Genomic DNA, 16,181 nt, shown 5'->3' with positions numbered 1-16,181 from the left:
CCCGAATCGGCAGGACGTTGCCAACGTCGCACGCATTACAGATAGTTCATCTTGACCGGCCCATGACACCTTGCATGTCGCGAGCCGCAACCGCGTCTTTTTAAGCCTAAAACTGTTGTGCGGACGCCACGGCGGCCCGGAAACAATTAACAATACCGCTGAAGTGAATTGCCGTGAGGCTTCGCGCGTTAGCTATTTTGTCGCAGGTCGGGTAAATCTGCTGGCGTGGACAGGCGCGGAAACCGCTCGTTCGCAGCCCTTCATGCAAGAGGATTGCCCGTTCATTCATGAACCGAGCCGATAGGCTTATGCCGGCCCGGCTCACTAATCGGATGCGGACGATCTCTCTAAACAGGTGAATTCGACCGCGTGCAGGCGGGTCTTCCGCTGTGCCCCTCTCGTCAATGTATCGAGGACTGCCCGTTCATGATCTCGTTGGTGCGCATCGCCCTGACCCGGCCTTACACCTTTGTGGTGCTGGCCCTGCTGCTGCTGATTGTCGGGCCGCTGGCCGCACTTCGCACGCCAACCGATATTTTCCCGGATATTCGCATCCCCGTCATCGGCGTGGTCTGGCAGTATACCGGCCTGCCGCCGGACCAGATGTCCGGCCGTATCACCACGCCGTTCCAGCGCGCACTGACCACCACGGTCAATGACATCGAGCACATCACGGCGAATTCCTATGCCGGCTTCGGCATCATCAAGATCTTCTTCCAGCCCAATGTCGACATCCGCACAGCCAACGCGCAGGTCACCGCGATCTCACAGACGCTGATCAAGCAGTTGCCGCCCGGCGCCACGCCCCCGCTGATCCTGAACTATTCGGCCTCGACGGTGCCGATCATCAACGTTGCACTGTCAGGCGACGGTCTCACTGAGCAGAACCTCGCCGATATCGGCATTAATCAGCTTCGTACGCCGCTGGTCACCGTGCCCGGTGCCGCGATTCCATATCCGTTCGGCGGCAAGCAGCGCCAGATCCAGATCGACCTCAATCCCGGCGCGCTACAGGCGCGTGGTCTCTCGGGTCAGGACGTCGCCAATGCATTGGCGGCGCAGAACCTGATCACGCCGGTCGGCACGCAGAAGATCGGCGAGTTCGAATATACGATCAATCTCAACAACTCGCCGCTGAAGATCGAAGAGCTCGGACGGTTGCCGATCAAGAGCGTTAACGGCGCCATGGTCTATGTGGATGACGTCGCCACCGTGCGCGACGGCAATCCGCCGCAGACCAATATCGTGCATGTGGATGGCAATCGTTCGGTGCTGATGCAGGTGTTGAAGGCTGGCTCGGTTTCCACGCTCGATATCATATCCGGCATCAAGCAGAAGGTGATCGACTATCGCGCGGCGCTGCCGGACGCGTTGAAAATCAGCTATATCGGCGACCAATCCGGCTTCGTGCGCGGCGCCATCGAGGGCGTGGCCGTGGAAGGCATCATCGCGGCCTTGCTGACGTCGGTGATGATCCTGTTGTTCCTCGGCAGTTGGCGTTCCACCGTCATCATCGCGGTGTCGATCCCGCTGGCGGTGCTCGGTGCCATCATCATGCTGTCGATGATCGGCGAAACGCTGAACATCATGACGCTGGGCGGTCTGGCGCTCGCAGTCGGCATCCTCGTCGATGACGCGACGGTGACCATCGAGAACATCAATTACCATCTGGAGCAGGGCAAGGACGTCGAGACCTCGATCATGGACGGTGCGGCACAGATCGTGACGCCGGCTTTCGTGTCGCTGCTGTGTATCTGTATCGTCTTTGTGCCGATGTTCTTCCTCAACGGCATCGCGCGATTCCTGTTCGTGCCGATGGCCGAAGCGGTGATGTTTGCGATGGTCTGGTCGTTCCTGCTGTCGCGCACGCTGGTGCCGACCATGGCCAAGTATCTGCTGCAGCCGCATGTCCATCATGACGGCGAGAAGCCGCCGACCCGCAATCCGCTGGTGCGCTTCCAGCGTGGCTTTGAGGCCGGCTTCGAGCGTATCCGCGGCGGCTATCACGGCCTGCTGGATATGGCGCTGGCGCGGCGTCCGGTCTTTGTGGTCGGCTTCCTCGGCGTCGTCGGCGTGTCGTTTCTGCTGGTGCCGTTCCTTGGCCGCAACTTCTTCCCATCGGTCGATGGCGGCGCCATCCTGATGCATGTCCGCGCCCAGGTCGGCACCCGCATCGAGGAAACCGCGAACCAGTTCGCCGATATCACCAAGGCGGTGCGCAAGATCATCCCGCCGGATCAGATCGAGACCATGACCGACAATATCGGCATGCCCGTCTCCGGCATCAATCTCACCTATAACAACACCGGCGTGATCGGCCCGCAGGATGGTGACTTCCAGATCAAGCTGAAGGAAGGCCACAGGCCGACCGAGGAATATGTGCGGCAATTGCGCGAGCAACTGCCGCGGCAGTTCCCAGGCGTCAGCTTTGCCTTCCTGCCCGCCGACATCGTCAGCCAGATCCTGAACTTCGGCGCCCCGGCCCCGATCGACCTGCAGATCCGCGGTGCGAATCTCGCGGCGAACTTCGAATATGCCAACAAGCTGCTCGGCAAGATCCGTCGCATTCCCGGCATTGCCGATGCACGGCTCCAGCAGTCGCCGAACAATCCCGGCTTCAACATCGATGTGGACCGCACCCGTGCGCAATATGTCGGCCTGACCGAGCGCGATGTCACCAACAGCCTCGTGGTCAACCTCGCAGGTTCGTCGCAAGTCGCGCCGACCTATTATCTCAGTCCTGATAACGGCGTGTCCTATTCCATCGTGATGCAGACGCCGCAATACAAACTGGATTCGCTGGGTGCGCTGGAGACGCTGCCGATCACGGCCGTGAATGCCAGCAACAACTCCCCGATGCTCGGCGGCATTGCCAGCATCAATCGCTCGACCTCGAATGCCGTGGTGTCGCAATATGACATCCAGTCGATGGTGCAGATCTATGCCACCACGCAGGGGCGCGATCTCGGTTCCGTGTCCAACGATATTTACAAGGTGCTCGAAGAGACCAAGGCGGATGTGCCGAAGGGCAGCAATGTGGCGCTGCTCGGTCAGGTGCAGACCATGAACAGCGCCTTTGCCGGCCTGTTGTTCGGCCTACTCGGCGCTATCGTGCTGATCTATCTCTTGATCGTCGTGAACTTCCAGTCCTGGTCCGATCCGTTCGTGATCATCACCGCGCTGCCGGCGGCATTGGCCGGCATCGTCTGGATGCTGTTCACGACGCAGACGACGCTGTCGGTTCCGGCACTAACCGGCGCCATCATGTGTATGGGTGTCGCGACGGCCAACTCGGTGCTGGTGATTTCCTTCGCCCGCGAGCGCTACGCAATCCTCGGCGACCCCATCAAGGCCGCCTCGGAAGCCGGTTTCGTCCGCTTCCGCCCTGTGCTCATGACCGCTTTGGCCATGATCATCGGCATGGCGCCGATGGCGCTCGGGCTGGGCGAAGGCGGCGAGCAGAATGCGCCACTTGGCCGCGCTGTCATCGGCGGCCTGATTTTTGCTACCATCGCCACGTTGATGTTCGTGCCGGTGGTGTTCAGCATGGTTCACAAGAAACAGCAGCCTGCGCCGGACGCGGCCACCTCGGAGACTTTGCATGCCCACTGAGCAGACCCCCCCGGTATCGCGCCGCAAGCTCGGCCTGGTCGGAGTGATTGGCCTGTGCGCCGCAGGCGCCATCGTCGTCACCGGCATCATGGCCCGCGCCAAGACCGAGAGCGATTTAAAGGCCTGGACCGACGATCAGGCGATCCCGACGGTGGCTGTGGCTCCGCCGGATGCCCGCGTTCTCAACGCGTCGCTCGATCTGCCCGGCCGGCTCGAAGCCTATTACCGCGCGCCGATTTTTGCCCGCGTCTCGGGCTATCTGAAGAGCTGGAGCGCCGATATCGGTGCACAGGTCAAATCCGGCCAGGTGATCGCCGAGATCGAAGCCCCGGATCTCGATCAGCAGTTGCTGCAGGCCCGCGCCGATCTCGTCAGTCAGCAGTCCAGCGCCAAACTGTCGGAAGCGACGCTGAACCGCCGCAAGACGCTAGTGGCGTCGAATTTCGTCTCGGCGCAGGAAATCGACGAGCGCACCGCCGATCTGAACAACAAGCGCGCCGCCGTGAATTCCGGCCAGGCTAATGTCGAGCGGCTGGAAGCGCTGGCCGGTTACAAGAAGATCACTGCGCCGTTCGATGGCGTAGTCACCCAGCGCAATACCGACGTCGGCGCGCTGATCTCGGGCGGCACCGGCACCGGCGCCGCGATGTTTGTGGTATCTGATATCAAGAAGCTGCGCGTTTATGTCGACGTGCCGCAGAGCTATGTGCCGGCGATCAGGTTAGGCGCCAAGGCGATCATTAGCGTGCCAGATCATCCGAACAAGACATTCCCGGCCACGGTGGAAGCCTCGTCGCAATCGGTCGATGTGGCATCGGGCACCACGCGCATGCAGCTCGTGCTCGATAATCCGAGCGGCGAGTTGCTGCCGGGTGGCTATGCGAATGTGAAGATGAGCCTGGCGCGCGACTCCGCGCCGCTCCATGTTCCGGCCTCGGCGCTGATCTTCAACAAGAGCGGCATGCGCGTCGCGACCGTTGGACCGGACGACAAGATCCTGTTCAAGACCGTGACAATCGCCAGGGATCTCGGCCGCGACATCGAGCTCGCATCCGGCATCGCCGCCGACGATCGCATCGTCATTGCCCCGCCGGACGGCCTCAACGACGGCGACAAGGTCCGTATCACTGGCGGCAGCGGTACTCCGAAAAACGGCAAGCCGACGGCCGAGACGGACAAGAAGGAAGTGAAGGGGTAGGGCGTTGACGCCGCGCTATGCCGGGCTCGTATGCCGGGCATAGCGCCCCCTCCGTTTACGATTATCTAGTGCGTGATGCCTTCGCGATCGAATAGCGCCATCAAGGTGCAGCTCATTGTTGCGATCAGCTTCTCCTCGCCTCTCTCCACCGCAAAGGCCTGGCCCTCACAAACCGTTATGGTTCGGCCGGGCTTGAGCACGCGGGCCCGAAACAGGAACTGCTCGCCGCGGGCCGGGGCCAGAAAATTGGTCTTGAATTCGACGGTCAGAACCGCGGCATCGTCGGGCATCAGCGAGAATGCGGCATACCCGCAGGCTGTATCCAGCGCTGTCGTGATGATGCCGGCATGAATGAACCCGTGCTGCTGCGTAAAGGCGGTCTTGTACGGCATTTTTAGTTCGACTTCGCCGGCTGCCTGACGCGCAACTTCGATACCCAGTGTTGTCATCGCCGTTTGGCGGGCGAAGCTCGCCTGCACACGGGCCTCGAAGTTTGCATCCTTTGGAATGAATTTGGTCATCTCGCCTTATTGCGCCTTTCGCCACTCCAGCACGCCATCACCCGCCGTGCTGATCGCGCCTGACGATCCCACGGGCGTCTTGTCCTGATCCATCAGAAACGCCAGCGTCGCCTGGTCCTGTACCGGCACACGCGCCAGTGCGCGTTCATTGGCCGCGGTGCGTAGGATCACCACGCCATGTTCGATCTCGCCACCGCGGCCGTAGATCACCGTGAAGCTTTCGACAGTGCCGTTGCCCGAGGCCTCGGTGACATATGTCGGGACCGGCTTGCGGTTGCGGTCGGCGTCCGCCTGCACATTGGTGTCCTGCGCGAGCGTCTCCTTTGGTGCCTCCTTCGACACCACCAATGCGTGGTGCTTGGTGACGAAGCCGCCCTGCGCGTAGAGCAGGCCCGTCTTGGTCCCCGCGCGGATTTTGCGGACCATCGCGCAGGCGGCATGCGCCATGTAGTCGTTCAGCGGCGCGCCAAAGAAGGTGAGACCGCCGGTCACGGTTGGTTGCACGTCGCTGCCAAGGCCGAGGGTGCGGCGGGCCATCTTGGGCACGCAGGGGAAACAGCTATAGAGCTCGATGGCGCCGAAATTCTTGCCAGAGCCGCCGACCAGATCCATCGCGACTTTCAGCACGGCATTCTGCGCGTGGCTCTCCACATACTGGTCGCGGTCGAGATAGTCGCGCGGCTCCTCGGCTGAAGCGCCGCCCCAGATATGCACGATGCGATCCTCGGGCACGCCGGCAGCGCGCGCCTTGGCAAGGCTGGTGACGAGGATGGCGGCCGACTGGTTCACCATCGGATTGGCGACCATCAGCTTGGTATAGGGCCAGGCGATCAGCCGATTGTCAGGCGTCGGCGTTGTGATCTCGTCGGGCGCGAAGGCCTTCTTGTTCCACGCTTCCGGATTGGTCGCCGCGACGCCTGCATAGCGCGACCACAATTCTCCAGACTCTCGATGGGCCTCGCGCGGCGTCTGGCCCCAATGCGCGGCGGAGGCGGCTTCATAGAACGGGTAGACCGTGACCGGCTTGGCCACGCCGAGCTTGGTCGCCATCGGCTTCTGATAGTTGGCACCGCGGAGCGGCTCCGGCGCATCCTTGGCGAACGGCGTCCAGGGCAGATCCACCTTGGCGCGTTCGGCCTTGGTGGCCGTGCCCTGCGATTCCGCGCCCGTGATCGCCGCGACGTGCGATTCGCCGCGCGCGATACGCTTGGCTGCTTCATGAATGTAACGGATCGGACTCTCGCCGCCGACCGGACCGTAATAGGCGTGCTTCGGCGCGATGCCGAGCTTCTTGCTGAGCTGCTTCTCCGGCGCGGTGTAACGCCAGCTCAGGAAGTTCACGATGTCGAGCGAGTCGATATCCCCAAGCAGCTTCCCGCCAGAGTCTTGCTCCGCGCGCTTCAGCGCCTCGATCATCAGCGCGAGCGGCTCGAGACCTTCGGCGAGCTCCTTCGGATGATCCGAGAATTCGCCGACGCCGACGATGACGGGGATGCGGTCTTCAGCTTGGTTCGACACTGCCATTGTTCTTGCTCTTGCCTCTATTCGGAAACCAGCATGGTGAGGTGCTCTGCCGCTTCGGCAAAGTCCTCCTTGAATTCCTGCACAACTGCGCCTGCCGACTTGACGCTGTCAATCAGGCCGACGCCTTGCCCGACGAAATAGCTGACCAGATCCCGTGCCTGCGCATTGCCCGCGGCTGCGGAACGATCAATCGAGGCGAAGGCGTCGCGGCTGATCAGGCTCTGCAGTGGCATCGGCAGCGCGCCGGGGCTGTCTTCGCCGCGATCCCAGGCATCGGTCCAGACCGAGCGCAATTGCCGTGCGGGCTTGCCTGTGCGTCCCTTGGAGCGGATCGCGTCACGCGACGAGGCGGCAATCATTTTCTCGCGAAAGATTTCGGAGGTTTCGGATTCCGTGGTCGCGAGCCACACCGAACCGGTCCAGACGCCTGCCGCGCCCATAGCCATGCAGCCGGCCATCTGCCGCCCGGTCATGATGCCGCCGGCGGCGAGCACCGGGACCTCGCGCATCGGCTTGATGGCCTTGATCACCTCCGGTACCAGCACCATGGTCGAGACCTTGCCGCAATGGCCGCCGGCCTCGGTGCCCTGCGCCACGAGAATATCGACGCCGGCTGCAACCTGCCGGATCGCATGTTCCTTGGCACCGACGAGCGCCGCCACCGGCACGCCATGCGCCTTGCCCATCTCGATCATCGCCTTCGGCGGCACGCCGAGTGCATTGGCGATCAGCCGGATCGGATGATTGAAGGAGACGTCGAGCAGCCGCAGCGCGGTCTCGCCGTCGAATGGCTGCGGCTGATCGGAGGAGACTTCGGTGATCGTGAGATCGACGCCGTATTTCTTCAGCAGGCTCCTGGTGAAAGCGCGATGTTCCGGCGTGATGCGGCGCTCCAGCGATTTCCAGGTGACATCCTTCTCGCCTGCGGTGGAGATGTTCTCCGGAATCAGCACGTCGATGCCGTAGGGCTTGCCATCGACATGATCGTCGATCCACCTCAGTTCCTGCTCCAGCGTCTCCGGCGAATGCGCGGTGGCGCCGAGCACACCGAAGCCGCCGGCACGGCTGACGGCAGCAACCACGTCGCGGCAATGGCTGAAGGCGAGTAGCGGAAACGCGATGCCCAGCATCTCGCAGATTGGCGACTTCATCGGCGTGTCTCCCTGAATCTCTTGTGACCCGCTTCATGTGGCGAGTTCGTGATGAACGCTAGCGTATGGGGAAGGGCGATGCCAAGCGGACGAGGGGCATTCCGCCTGGCAAAATACCGCGGCAACGACGCCCGATTTCCTGCTTGCGCTTTCGCGTCATGCGGGAAATGCTACCTGTAACAAGCAAAGCAAAAAATACGGGAGTGAACGCATGGCCGCTGCTCAGCCGCAACCTGTCTCGCATCACAACGCGCGCATCGATGTCGTGGTCGTCGGCGCAGGGTTCGCGGGGCTTTATCTGCTATACAAATTGCGTGGCCTCGGCCTCGCCGTGAAGGTGTTCGAACAGGGCGGCGATGTCGGCGGCACCTGGTACTGGAACCGCTATCCCGGCGCGCGTTGCGACGTCGAGAGCATGCAATATTCGTTCTCGTTCGATGACAAATTGCAGCAGGAATGGGACTGGAGCGAGCGCTACGCGCCGCAGCCCGAAATTCTGCGCTATGCCGGCCATGTCGCCGATCGCTACGATCTGAGGAAGGACATCCAGTTCAATACGACGGTGAAATCCGCGGTATTCGATGAGCGCGCCAATCGATGGACGGTAACGACTTCCGATGGTCAGGCCACCACCGCGCAGCATGTCGTGCTCGCGACGGGTTGTCTGTCGAATGCGCGTACGCCCGAATTCAGGGGCATGAAGGATTTCAAGGGCAAGGTCTATCACACCGGCAACTGGCCGCATGAGACAGTCTATTTCACCGGTCTGCGCGTCGGCGTCATCGGCACCGGATCGTCAGCAATCCAGTCGATCCCGCTAATCGCCGAGCAGGCGAGCCAGCTCACTGTGTTCCAGCGCACAGCAAATTTCAGCGTGCCGGCGCGCAACGCGCCGCTCACCGATGATGAGCGCAAATCGTTTCGCGACAACTATCCGGAGATTCGCCGGCAGGCGCGTGAGGATTTCAAGAACGGCATCGTGCAGCCGATTCCGGATCGCGGCGCGCTCGACGATCCGGAGCATGAAAGGCGCGAGAAGTATCATGCGCGATGGACATCGGGCGGGCTTACCTTCATGGGCGTCTACAATAACCTAGTCCTGGATCAGCGCGCCAACGATACCGCCGCCGATTTTATCCGTGAGAGAATTTCAGAGATCGTCAGCGATCCCGAAACGGCAAGGCTGCTGCAGCCGACCGATCATCCGGTTGGTTCAAAGCGTATCTGCGTCGATACAGATTACTATGCGACCTTCAATCGCCCGAATGTGACGCTGGTCGATATCAAGGCCCATCCGATCGAGCAGATTCTGCCGAATGCCGTGCGCACCGGCGGCAAGGATTACGAGGTCGACGCGCTGGTGCTTGCCACCGGCTTCGACGCGATGACCGGCTCGGTCGCCAAGATCGACATTCGCGGCCGCGGCGGCCAGACGCTGAATGACAAATGGGCGGAAGGTCCGCGAACCTATCTCGGCTTGATGAGCGCCGGCTTCCCGAACCTCTTTATAGTGACCGGCCCCGGCTCGCCGTCTGTGCTGTCGAACATGATCGTGTCCATCGAGCAGCATGTCGACTGGATCACCGACTGCCTTAGCTACATGCGTGACCGTGGCGCAGAGGTGATCGAGGCAACGCATCCCGCGGAGGACAAGTGGGTCGCGCATGTCAATGAGGTCGCGGCCGGCACGCTCTATCCGCAGGCCAATTCCTGGTATATGGGCGCGAATATCCCCGGCAAGCCGCAGATATTCATGCCCTATATCGGCGGCGTCGGGGTCTACCGGCAGATTTGTAACGATGTGGCGACGAAGGACTATGAGGGATTTGCGATGACGGTGGGCGCGCGGCCAAAGGAGGCGGTGGCCTTGTAGAGGTGGGCCGAGAAACTAGGTCCCCTCGGTCGTCATGGCCGGGCTTGACCCGGCCATCCATCTTCATTGGCTGCAGGGGCAAAGATGGATGCCCGGATCAAGTCCGGGCATGACAGCGTTTGTGGTTAGAACGCCGTATACCCGCCATCTATCACGAATGTATCCGCCGTGTGATACGATGACGCCTTGCTCATCAGATAGACCGCGATGCCGCCGAAATCCGATGGTTCGCCGAAACGGCGCACCGGAATGCGCGGCATGACATTGGCGACGAATTTCTCGTTGCCCATGATCCCGGCCGTCATGTCGCTCTTGATCCAGCCCGGCAGGATCGCATTGGCTGTCACGCCCTGCCGTGCCAGTTCGACGGCCAGCGCGCGCACCAGCGCATTGATCGCCGCTTTGGTCGCCGCATAGTGCTCGTTGCGCGCGGTGCCGAAGATCGAGGCAAGGCTCGATGTCGCAACCAGCCGGCCGAACTTGTCACCGGCTTCGGCGCGTTCGGTCATGTGGCGCGCGGCAACCTGGAAGGCATGAAAGACGCCGTCCAGATTGGTCGCGAACATGGTGCGCCACTGCTCTTCGGTGCGGTCGATGAAATTGTGCCGGCCGCCGCCGCCGATGCCGGCATTGGCGAAGCAGCCATCGACGCGTCCGAATGTCCTGAGCGTGGCATCCATCGCCGATTTCACCGAGGCGGTGTCGGTGACGTCGCAGACCAGCGTGTCGACCTTGCCGGTGCAGTCCGCCATGGTGGCAGCCGCGGCCTTGTTCTTCTCGGCGTTGCGGCCCCAGATCGAGACGTTGCAACCGGCGGTGGCCAGCGCCTGCGCGATGCCGAGGCCAATACCGCCATTGCCGCCGGTTATGACGGCCACGCGGCCGCTGAGGTCGAATATCTGTGTAGACGTTGCCATGTCAGCGTTTCCATGTTTGGCGCACGTTATGCCGTGCGTCCGTCGGTGGGCTGGTGTTCCCCAGGAAGCATGGACAAGCGCGTCCGAAAAATCAAATATGCCGCTAGACATACAATCGCATGATCCCGAAAAGTGGATGCCGGTTTTCGGATCAGATCATGCCCAGACAAAGCTTCCACACCGCGGAATAAACACGCGGATCATCTCGTGAGGAAACCATGCAGTTCAAACACGTCACGCTCGATTTCGACGGCAATGTCGCCATCCTGAAGCTCGATCATCAGGAGGTCATGAACGCGGTGTCGGTCGACATGCTCGGCGGCCTGGGCGAGGCGCTGGACGAGATCGATGATCGCAAGGCCGACGTGCGCTGCGTGGTCCTCACCGGTGCCGGCCGTGCCTTCTGCACGGGCGCCAATCTTCAGGGGCGCAACAATCAGCTCACAAAGGCGCGCAGCAACGCCGGCGCCACGCTGGAGACCGCCTTCCATCCGTTTCTGCGCCGGCTGCAGAACCTGCATTGCCCGATCGTTACTGCGGTGAATGGTCCCGCCGCCGGCGCCGGCATGAGCTTCGCGCTGATGGGAGATCTCATTTTGTGCGCGCGCTCGTCCTATTTCCTGCAGGCGTTCCGCCGTATCGGCCTGGTGCCGGATTGCGGCTCGACCTGGATCTTGCCGCGCTTGATCGGCAAGGCGCGTTCGGTCGAACTGTCGTTGCTTGGTGAAAAGCTGCCGGCCGAGAAGGCGCTGGAATGGGGCCTCGTCAACCGCGTCTATGACGATGCGGCGCTGATGGATGAAGCCATGAAGCTCGCCCATGAACTCGCCAACGGCCCGACCATCGCACTGTCGCTGATCCGCAAGCTCTATTGGGAAAGCCCGGAGAATTCCTTCGAGGACCAGATCAATCTCGAGGTCAAATCGCAGCGCGCGGCCGGTGCGTCGCCGGACTTCAAGGAAGGCGTCGCGGCGTTCCTGGAAAAACGTCCGGCCAAGTTCACGGGCAAATAGGCCTTGAGCTCAGCTTCCGTCGCGGAGCTGCTCGCACGCAGCGTCACGTCGTGGTGCAATGGCGCCACCGGCGTGACGGATGCAAAGCGTTTGTCTGGTGGCGCCAGCCAAGAGACGTGGTCGTTAGACATCACGCATCCTGATGGCGCCATCGGCGCAATCCTGCGTCGCGCCCCGTCGGGCTATGGTGCTGCGCCCGGCCGAGCCGCAGGGCTCGATGCCGAAGCGGTGCTAATGCAGCTGGCCTTTGATGCTGGCGTACCGTCGCCGAAGGTGCTGCACGTTCTCAGACCGGATGACGATCTGGGAACGGGCTTCATCATGCAGCGAGTCGCTGGCGAAACCATCCCGCGCAAGATTTTGCGCGACGAAGAATTCGCCGACGCACGGCCCAAACTCGCCCGGCAATGCGGCGAGATCCTTGCCGGCATTCACGGGCTGTCCGCTGCAAGCCTGCCGCAACTGCGCCGCATGACTGCCGCCGCAGAAATCGCCGAATTACAGCGTGAGATCGACGGTTTTGGCTGGCCGCGCCCGGTGTTCCAGCTGGCGCTGCGCTGGTTGCGCGACAACGATCCCGGCCCATCCGAGCGCGTCACTTTGGTGCACGGTGATTTCCGTCACGGCAATCTGATGATCGGGCCCGATGGCGTCTGCGCGGTGCTGGACTGGGAGCTGGCGCATCTCGGTGATCCCATGGAGGATCTCGGCTGGATCTGCGTCAATTCCTGGCGCTTCGGCGTCATCGACAAGCCGGTCGGCGGTTTCGGCGTCTATGAGGAATTGTTCTCGGGTTATGAGGCGGCCAGCGGCATCGCCGTCGATGTGGCACGCGTGAAATTCTGGGAAGTGATGGGCACGCTGCGCTGGGGCGTGATGTGCGTTGGCATGATGCAGCGGTTTCGTCTCGGCCCGGATCATTCGATGGAGCGCGCGATGATCGGACGGCGCTCGTCGGAGACGGAGATCGATCTGTTACGGCTATTGGCGCCGCGCGCATGATCCCGAAAAGTGGCGACCGGTTTTCGGATCAGATCATGCGCAAAACAAGGTGATGACATGCAAGATGAACCGAGACCCGATGAACTGGTGAAGGCCGTCTCGGATTTTCTCCGCAACGACATTGCGCCTCAGATCTCGGGCCATGCGGCGTTCAAGCTGCGGGTCGCGATCAACGCGCTCGATCTGGTGACCCGGCAGCTCACGCTCGCCGGCGACAGCGACGCCGCCGAGCTACATGGATTGACGATGCTGCTCGGCGTGCATGGCACGCTCGACGGGTTGAACCAGGATCTTGCCGACCGCATCGCGCAAGGCGACATCGATCTCACGACGCCTGGTGTGAAAGAGCATCTGTGGCAGACGACACTGGCGAAGCTCGCCGTCGATCAGCCGAATTACGCGGCGTACAAACGCGAGCTGGAACCGAAGTAAGCGCCGCGGCGCTACTTCCCCTTCCAGTTCGGCTTGCGCTTCTCCGAAAACGCCTTCGGCCCTTCCACATAATCCTCCGACGCTGCCATGGCCTTCACCGCGGGATATTCGCGCTGCTCGGTAATCGCCTGTTCCAGCGACACCGCCATGCCTTTCTGGATCGCCTGCTTGGAGGCGCGGATGGACATCGGTGAGTTCTGGCAGATGGTCTCGGCCCAGCGCAGCGCGGCATTCAGGGCCTCGCCCTGGGGCACCACTTCATTGACGAAGCCGAGCTCATAGCCCTCCTGCGGCTTCACATGGCGTGCGGTGAGAATCATGCCCATGGCGCGCTTCATGCCGATCTGGCGCGGCAGGCGCTGCAGGCCGCCGGCGAGTGCGGCGAGGCCGACGCGCGGCTCGGGCAGGGCAAAGGTCGCATTTTCCGCAGCGATGATGAGGTCGCAGGCCAGCGCAATCTCGAAGCCGCCGCCCATGGCGACGCCGTTCACCGCAGCGATGATCGGCTTGTCACAATCGAAGCGCGCGGTGAGGCCGGCGAAGCCCGACGTGTTCCAGCCGCGCTTGCCGCCGGCGGCCTGCCATTTGAGGTCATTACCAGCGCAGAACGCTTTGTCGCCGGCGCCGGTGACGATCGCCACCCACTGTTCCGGATCGCTAGCGAAGTCGTTGAACACCTCGTGCAACTCGGTATGCGCATCGGTGTGCAGTGCGTTGTAAACTTCCGGACGCGACAGCGTCACGATGGTGATCGGTCCCTTGCGGGTCACGGTTGAGAATTGCAGAGCCATCGCGGCCTCCCTTTTGTTTTTCGTTAGGCAGAATTTACGCCGCGCGGGCGCGCTTGACTTGATCGGACGATGCCATCTTAATCGCTCGATTAACAAGAGCAACAAAGCTCGGAAAACAATCGGGAGAGCGCCTTGGATTTTTCCCTGCCGGCCGACCTGGTCGCCTATCTCGCTGAACTCGATTCATTCATCCTGCGCGAGATCAAGCCGCTCGAAGAGCGGGATGACAATATCCGCTTCTTCGATCATCGCCGCGAATGGGCGCGCACCGATTTCGACAATGGCGGGCTGCCGCGACATGAATGGGAGCAGTTGCTGCGTCAGGCGAAGAATCTCGCCGACGGCGCCGGCCATCTGCGCTTCGCAATCCCGAAGCGCTATGGCGGCAAAGACGGCAGCAATCTCTGGATGGCCGTGATCCGCGAGCATTTCGCGTCGAAGGGCCTTGGCCTGCACAACGACCTGCAGAACGAACATTCCATCGTCGGCAATCTTCCGCTGGTGACAATGCTGGATCGCTATGGCCGCGACGACCAGAAGGAGATGATCGAGGGCTCGATCACCGGCAAATATCGCATCACCTTCGGCCTCACCGAACCCGAGCATGGTTCTGACGCCACGCATATGGAGACGACGGCAGTCGAGGCGACGCGTGACGGCGTCAAGGGCTGGGTCATCAATGGCGAGAAGATGTGGACCACGGGCATGCACGTGGCCACGCATTGCGCGCTGTTCGCGCGCACGTCGGGGAACGATGGCGATGCGCGCGGCATCACCTGTTTCCTGGTGCCGGCCAAGGCCGCAGGCGTAAAGATCGAAGAATATATGTGGACCTTCAACATGCCCACGGACCATCCGCGCGTGTCCTTCACCGATGTATTTGTGCCGGATGATGCGCTGTTCGGCGAGATCGGTCGTGGTCTGTCGCTGGCGCAGTGCTTCGTGCATGAGAACCGCATCCGTCAGGCGGCGAGTTCGCTCGGCGCCGCGGTCTATTGCATCAATGAGAGCGTGAAATACGCGCGCGAGCGAAAGCCGTTCGGCGAGGAACTGGCGCGCAACCAGGGCATCCAGTTTCCGTTGGTCGAGCTGGCGACGCAGGCGGAGATGTTGCGGCTCCTGATCCGCAAGACGGCGTGGGAGATGGATCAGCTCACCCAGGCGCAGGTCGAGCATACGCTGTCGGACAAGGTGTCCATGTGTAATTACTGGGCCAACCGACTGTGCTGCGAATCTGCCGACCGCGCCATGCAAGTGCACGGCGGCATGGGCTATTCACGGCACAAGCCGTTCGAACACATCTATCGCCATCACCGCCGCTACCGCATCACGGAAGGCAGCGAAGAAATCCAGAAACGCAAGGTCGCGGGATTCCTGTTCGGCTATATGGGCGCGGGGAAGCATTGAAATTGCGATTATTGTAGAATGGGTAGAGCGCAGCGAAACCCATCTTTTGGTCGTGTGTGATTGATGGGTTTCGCGAAGACGCTCTACCCATCCTACAACTAGTTGATATGACCCGGAATCTCCACAGGCGAAGCCACCAGATGCTTCGCCCCGGCGCTCGTCAGCTCCTCGCGGCCGCCATAGCCATAGAGCACGCCGATCGCCGGAATGCCGTTATTCGCTGCGCCGATGATATCGTGCTTGCGGTCGCCGATCATGATCGCACGTGCGGGATCGGTCGAGGTTTCATCGAGCGCGTAGCGCAGCAGATCGCTCTTGTCGACGCGGGTACCGTCGAGTTCCGAGCCGAACACACGCGTGAAATACTTGCGCAGGCCGAAGTGATCGACGATGCGATCGGCGAACACGTGTGGCTTGCTGGTGGCGACAAACAGCCGGCGGCCTGTTGCGTGCAACGTATCGAGCGTCGCGATGACGCCATCATAAAGCGTGTTCTCGAACAGGCCGATAGTGCCGAAGCGTTCGCGATAGAGCTCAACGCCGCGATCGGCATCTTTCTCGCCGCCAAGCAGTGCCACGAAGCTGGTACGCAGCGGCGGGCCGATGCACCAGGTCAGTTCGTCCTGTGTCGGGACGGGAAGCCCGAGCTTGCCGAGCGCATATTGGATCGAGCCCGTGATGCCGATCTTGGGATCGGTCAGCGTCCCGTCGAGGTCGAAGAAGACCGTGTCGATCGCAGG

General features: G+C 61.9%; 13 protein-coding genes. 7 read left to right on the top strand and 6 right to left on the bottom strand.

All coding sequences use genetic code 11. The annotated features are described in order from the left end of the window. The first annotated feature begins 426 nt into the window (after nucleotides 1-426). Together AB7951_RS23480 and AB7951_RS23475 are read left to right on the top strand one after the other, a co-directional pair. Nucleotides 427-3,612: an efflux RND transporter permease subunit gene (locus AB7951_RS23480; protein ID WP_439062181.1), complete on the top strand. Its 3,186-nt coding sequence runs from the start codon at nucleotides 427-429 to the stop codon at nucleotides 3,610-3,612. Continuing rightward, on the top strand, nucleotides 3,602-4,810 hold the full coding sequence (locus AB7951_RS23475) for an efflux RND transporter periplasmic adaptor subunit (protein ID WP_439062182.1): 1,209 nt from the start codon (nucleotides 3,602-3,604) through the stop codon (nucleotides 4,808-4,810). The genes AB7951_RS23480 and AB7951_RS23475 overlap by 11 nt, the downstream gene beginning before the upstream one ends. 65 nt (nucleotides 4,811-4,875) lie before the next feature. On the opposite strand, the gene AB7951_RS23470 is transcribed toward AB7951_RS23475, so the two are convergent. Genes AB7951_RS23470 through AB7951_RS23460 form a run of 3 tightly spaced genes read right to left on the bottom strand, consistent with a single transcriptional unit; the run spans nucleotide 4,876 to nucleotide 8,006 of the window. Next, a complete protein-coding gene (locus AB7951_RS23470; RefSeq protein WP_439062183.1) occupies nucleotides 4,876-5,331 on the bottom strand; it encodes a PaaI family thioesterase in 456 nt (151 codons plus the stop codon). Nucleotides 5,332-5,337: 6 nt separating this feature from the next. After that, nucleotides 5,338-6,855 (bottom strand): acetyl-CoA acetyltransferase, encoded by a 1,518-nt coding sequence (locus tag AB7951_RS23465; RefSeq protein ID WP_439062184.1) that lies wholly within the window; start codon nucleotides 6,853-6,855, stop codon nucleotides 5,338-5,340. Nucleotides 6,856-6,872: 17 nt separating this feature from the next. After that, nucleotides 6,873-8,006: a nitronate monooxygenase gene (locus AB7951_RS23460; protein ID WP_441256066.1), complete on the bottom strand. Its 1,134-nt coding sequence runs from the start codon at nucleotides 8,004-8,006 to the stop codon at nucleotides 6,873-6,875. A 211-nt stretch (nucleotides 8,007-8,217) separates the two neighbouring features. On the opposite strand from AB7951_RS23460, the gene AB7951_RS23455 reads away from it, so the two are divergent. Next, nucleotides 8,218-9,879, top strand: a complete 1,662-nt coding sequence (locus tag AB7951_RS23455; RefSeq protein ID WP_439062186.1) for a flavin-containing monooxygenase — start codon at nucleotides 8,218-8,220, stop codon at nucleotides 9,877-9,879. Nucleotides 9,880-10,004: 125 nt separating this feature from the next. Here AB7951_RS23455 and AB7951_RS23450 read toward each other — a convergent pair whose 3' ends face one another. Continuing rightward, nucleotides 10,005-10,796 carry an SDR family NAD(P)-dependent oxidoreductase gene (locus tag AB7951_RS23450; RefSeq protein ID WP_439062187.1) on the bottom strand — a complete coding sequence of 264 codons (792 nt, stop codon included), beginning with the start codon at nucleotides 10,794-10,796 and terminating at the stop codon, nucleotides 10,005-10,007. A gap of 218 nt (nucleotides 10,797-11,014) precedes the next feature. On the opposite strand from AB7951_RS23450, the gene AB7951_RS23445 reads away from it, so the two are divergent. From AB7951_RS23445 to AB7951_RS23435, 3 genes are read left to right on the top strand one after another with little or no spacing between them, the layout of a single operon-like run. Continuing rightward, entirely contained in the window at nucleotides 11,015-11,809 is a 795-nt protein-coding gene (locus tag AB7951_RS23445) for an enoyl-CoA hydratase/isomerase (protein WP_231078070.1), read from the top strand. A gap of 3 nt (nucleotides 11,810-11,812) precedes the next feature. Further along, nucleotides 11,813-12,811 (top strand): phosphotransferase family protein, encoded by a 999-nt coding sequence (locus tag AB7951_RS23440; protein WP_439062188.1) that lies wholly within the window; start codon nucleotides 11,813-11,815, stop codon nucleotides 12,809-12,811. Nucleotides 12,812-12,868: 57 nt separating this feature from the next. Beyond that, nucleotides 12,869-13,243 (top strand): DUF6285 domain-containing protein, encoded by a 375-nt coding sequence (locus AB7951_RS23435; RefSeq protein ID WP_184513521.1) that lies wholly within the window; start codon nucleotides 12,869-12,871, stop codon nucleotides 13,241-13,243. An 11-nt stretch (nucleotides 13,244-13,254) separates the two neighbouring features. On the opposite strand, the gene AB7951_RS23430 is transcribed toward AB7951_RS23435, so the two are convergent. Continuing rightward, nucleotides 13,255-14,034, bottom strand: coding sequence for an enoyl-CoA hydratase-related protein (locus AB7951_RS23430; RefSeq protein WP_439062189.1), 780 nt, complete (start codon nucleotides 14,032-14,034; stop codon nucleotides 13,255-13,257). Nucleotides 14,035-14,166: 132 nt separating this feature from the next. Here AB7951_RS23430 and AB7951_RS23425 point away from each other — a divergent pair, with 132 nt between their 5' ends. Continuing rightward, the gene (locus tag AB7951_RS23425; RefSeq protein ID WP_184513523.1) at nucleotides 14,167-15,441 is read left to right on the top strand and encodes an acyl-CoA dehydrogenase family protein; all 1,275 of its coding nucleotides are present in this window, start codon (nucleotides 14,167-14,169) and stop codon (nucleotides 15,439-15,441) included. Between the two features lie 98 nt (nucleotides 15,442-15,539). On the opposite strand, the gene AB7951_RS23420 is transcribed toward AB7951_RS23425, so the two are convergent. Beyond that, the gene (locus tag AB7951_RS23420) at nucleotides 15,540-16,175 is read right to left on the bottom strand and encodes an HAD hydrolase-like protein (RefSeq protein ID WP_441256128.1); all 636 of its coding nucleotides are present in this window, start codon (nucleotides 16,173-16,175) and stop codon (nucleotides 15,540-15,542) included. Nucleotides 16,176-16,181 lie beyond the last annotated feature (6 nt).

Source organism: Tardiphaga sp. 285_C5_N1_2 (genome assembly GCF_052076065.1).
Taxonomy (GTDB): domain Bacteria; phylum Pseudomonadota; class Alphaproteobacteria; order Rhizobiales; family Xanthobacteraceae; genus Tardiphaga; species Tardiphaga robiniae.
This window is presented reverse-complemented; position numbering and strand designations above follow the sequence as displayed.

Excerpts from the sequence above, each read along its gene's own strand:
- AB7951_RS23480 (WP_439062181.1), top strand. The coding sequence starts at position 427 with ATGATCTCGTTGGTGCGCATCGCCCTGACCCGGCCTTACACCTTTGTG.
- AB7951_RS23475 (WP_439062182.1), top strand. The coding sequence starts at position 3,602 with ATGCCCACTGAGCAGACCCCCCCGGTATCGCGCCGCAAGCTCGGCCTG.
- AB7951_RS23470 (WP_439062183.1), bottom strand. The coding sequence starts at position 5,331 with ATGACCAAATTCATTCCAAAGGATGCAAACTTCGAGGCCCGTGTGCAG.
- AB7951_RS23465 (WP_439062184.1), bottom strand. The coding sequence starts at position 6,855 with ATGGCAGTGTCGAACCAAGCTGAAGACCGCATCCCCGTCATCGTCGGC.
- AB7951_RS23460 (WP_441256066.1), bottom strand. The coding sequence starts at position 8,006 with ATGAAGTCGCCAATCTGCGAGATGCTGGGCATCGCGTTTCCGCTACTC.
- AB7951_RS23455 (WP_439062186.1), top strand. The coding sequence starts at position 8,218 with ATGGCCGCTGCTCAGCCGCAACCTGTCTCGCATCACAACGCGCGCATC.
- AB7951_RS23450 (WP_439062187.1), bottom strand. The coding sequence starts at position 10,796 with ATGGCAACGTCTACACAGATATTCGACCTCAGCGGCCGCGTGGCCGTC.
- AB7951_RS23445 (WP_231078070.1), top strand. The coding sequence starts at position 11,015 with ATGCAGTTCAAACACGTCACGCTCGATTTCGACGGCAATGTCGCCATC.
- AB7951_RS23435 (WP_184513521.1), top strand. The coding sequence starts at position 12,869 with ATGCAAGATGAACCGAGACCCGATGAACTGGTGAAGGCCGTCTCGGAT.
- AB7951_RS23430 (WP_439062189.1), bottom strand. The coding sequence starts at position 14,034 with ATGGCTCTGCAATTCTCAACCGTGACCCGCAAGGGACCGATCACCATC.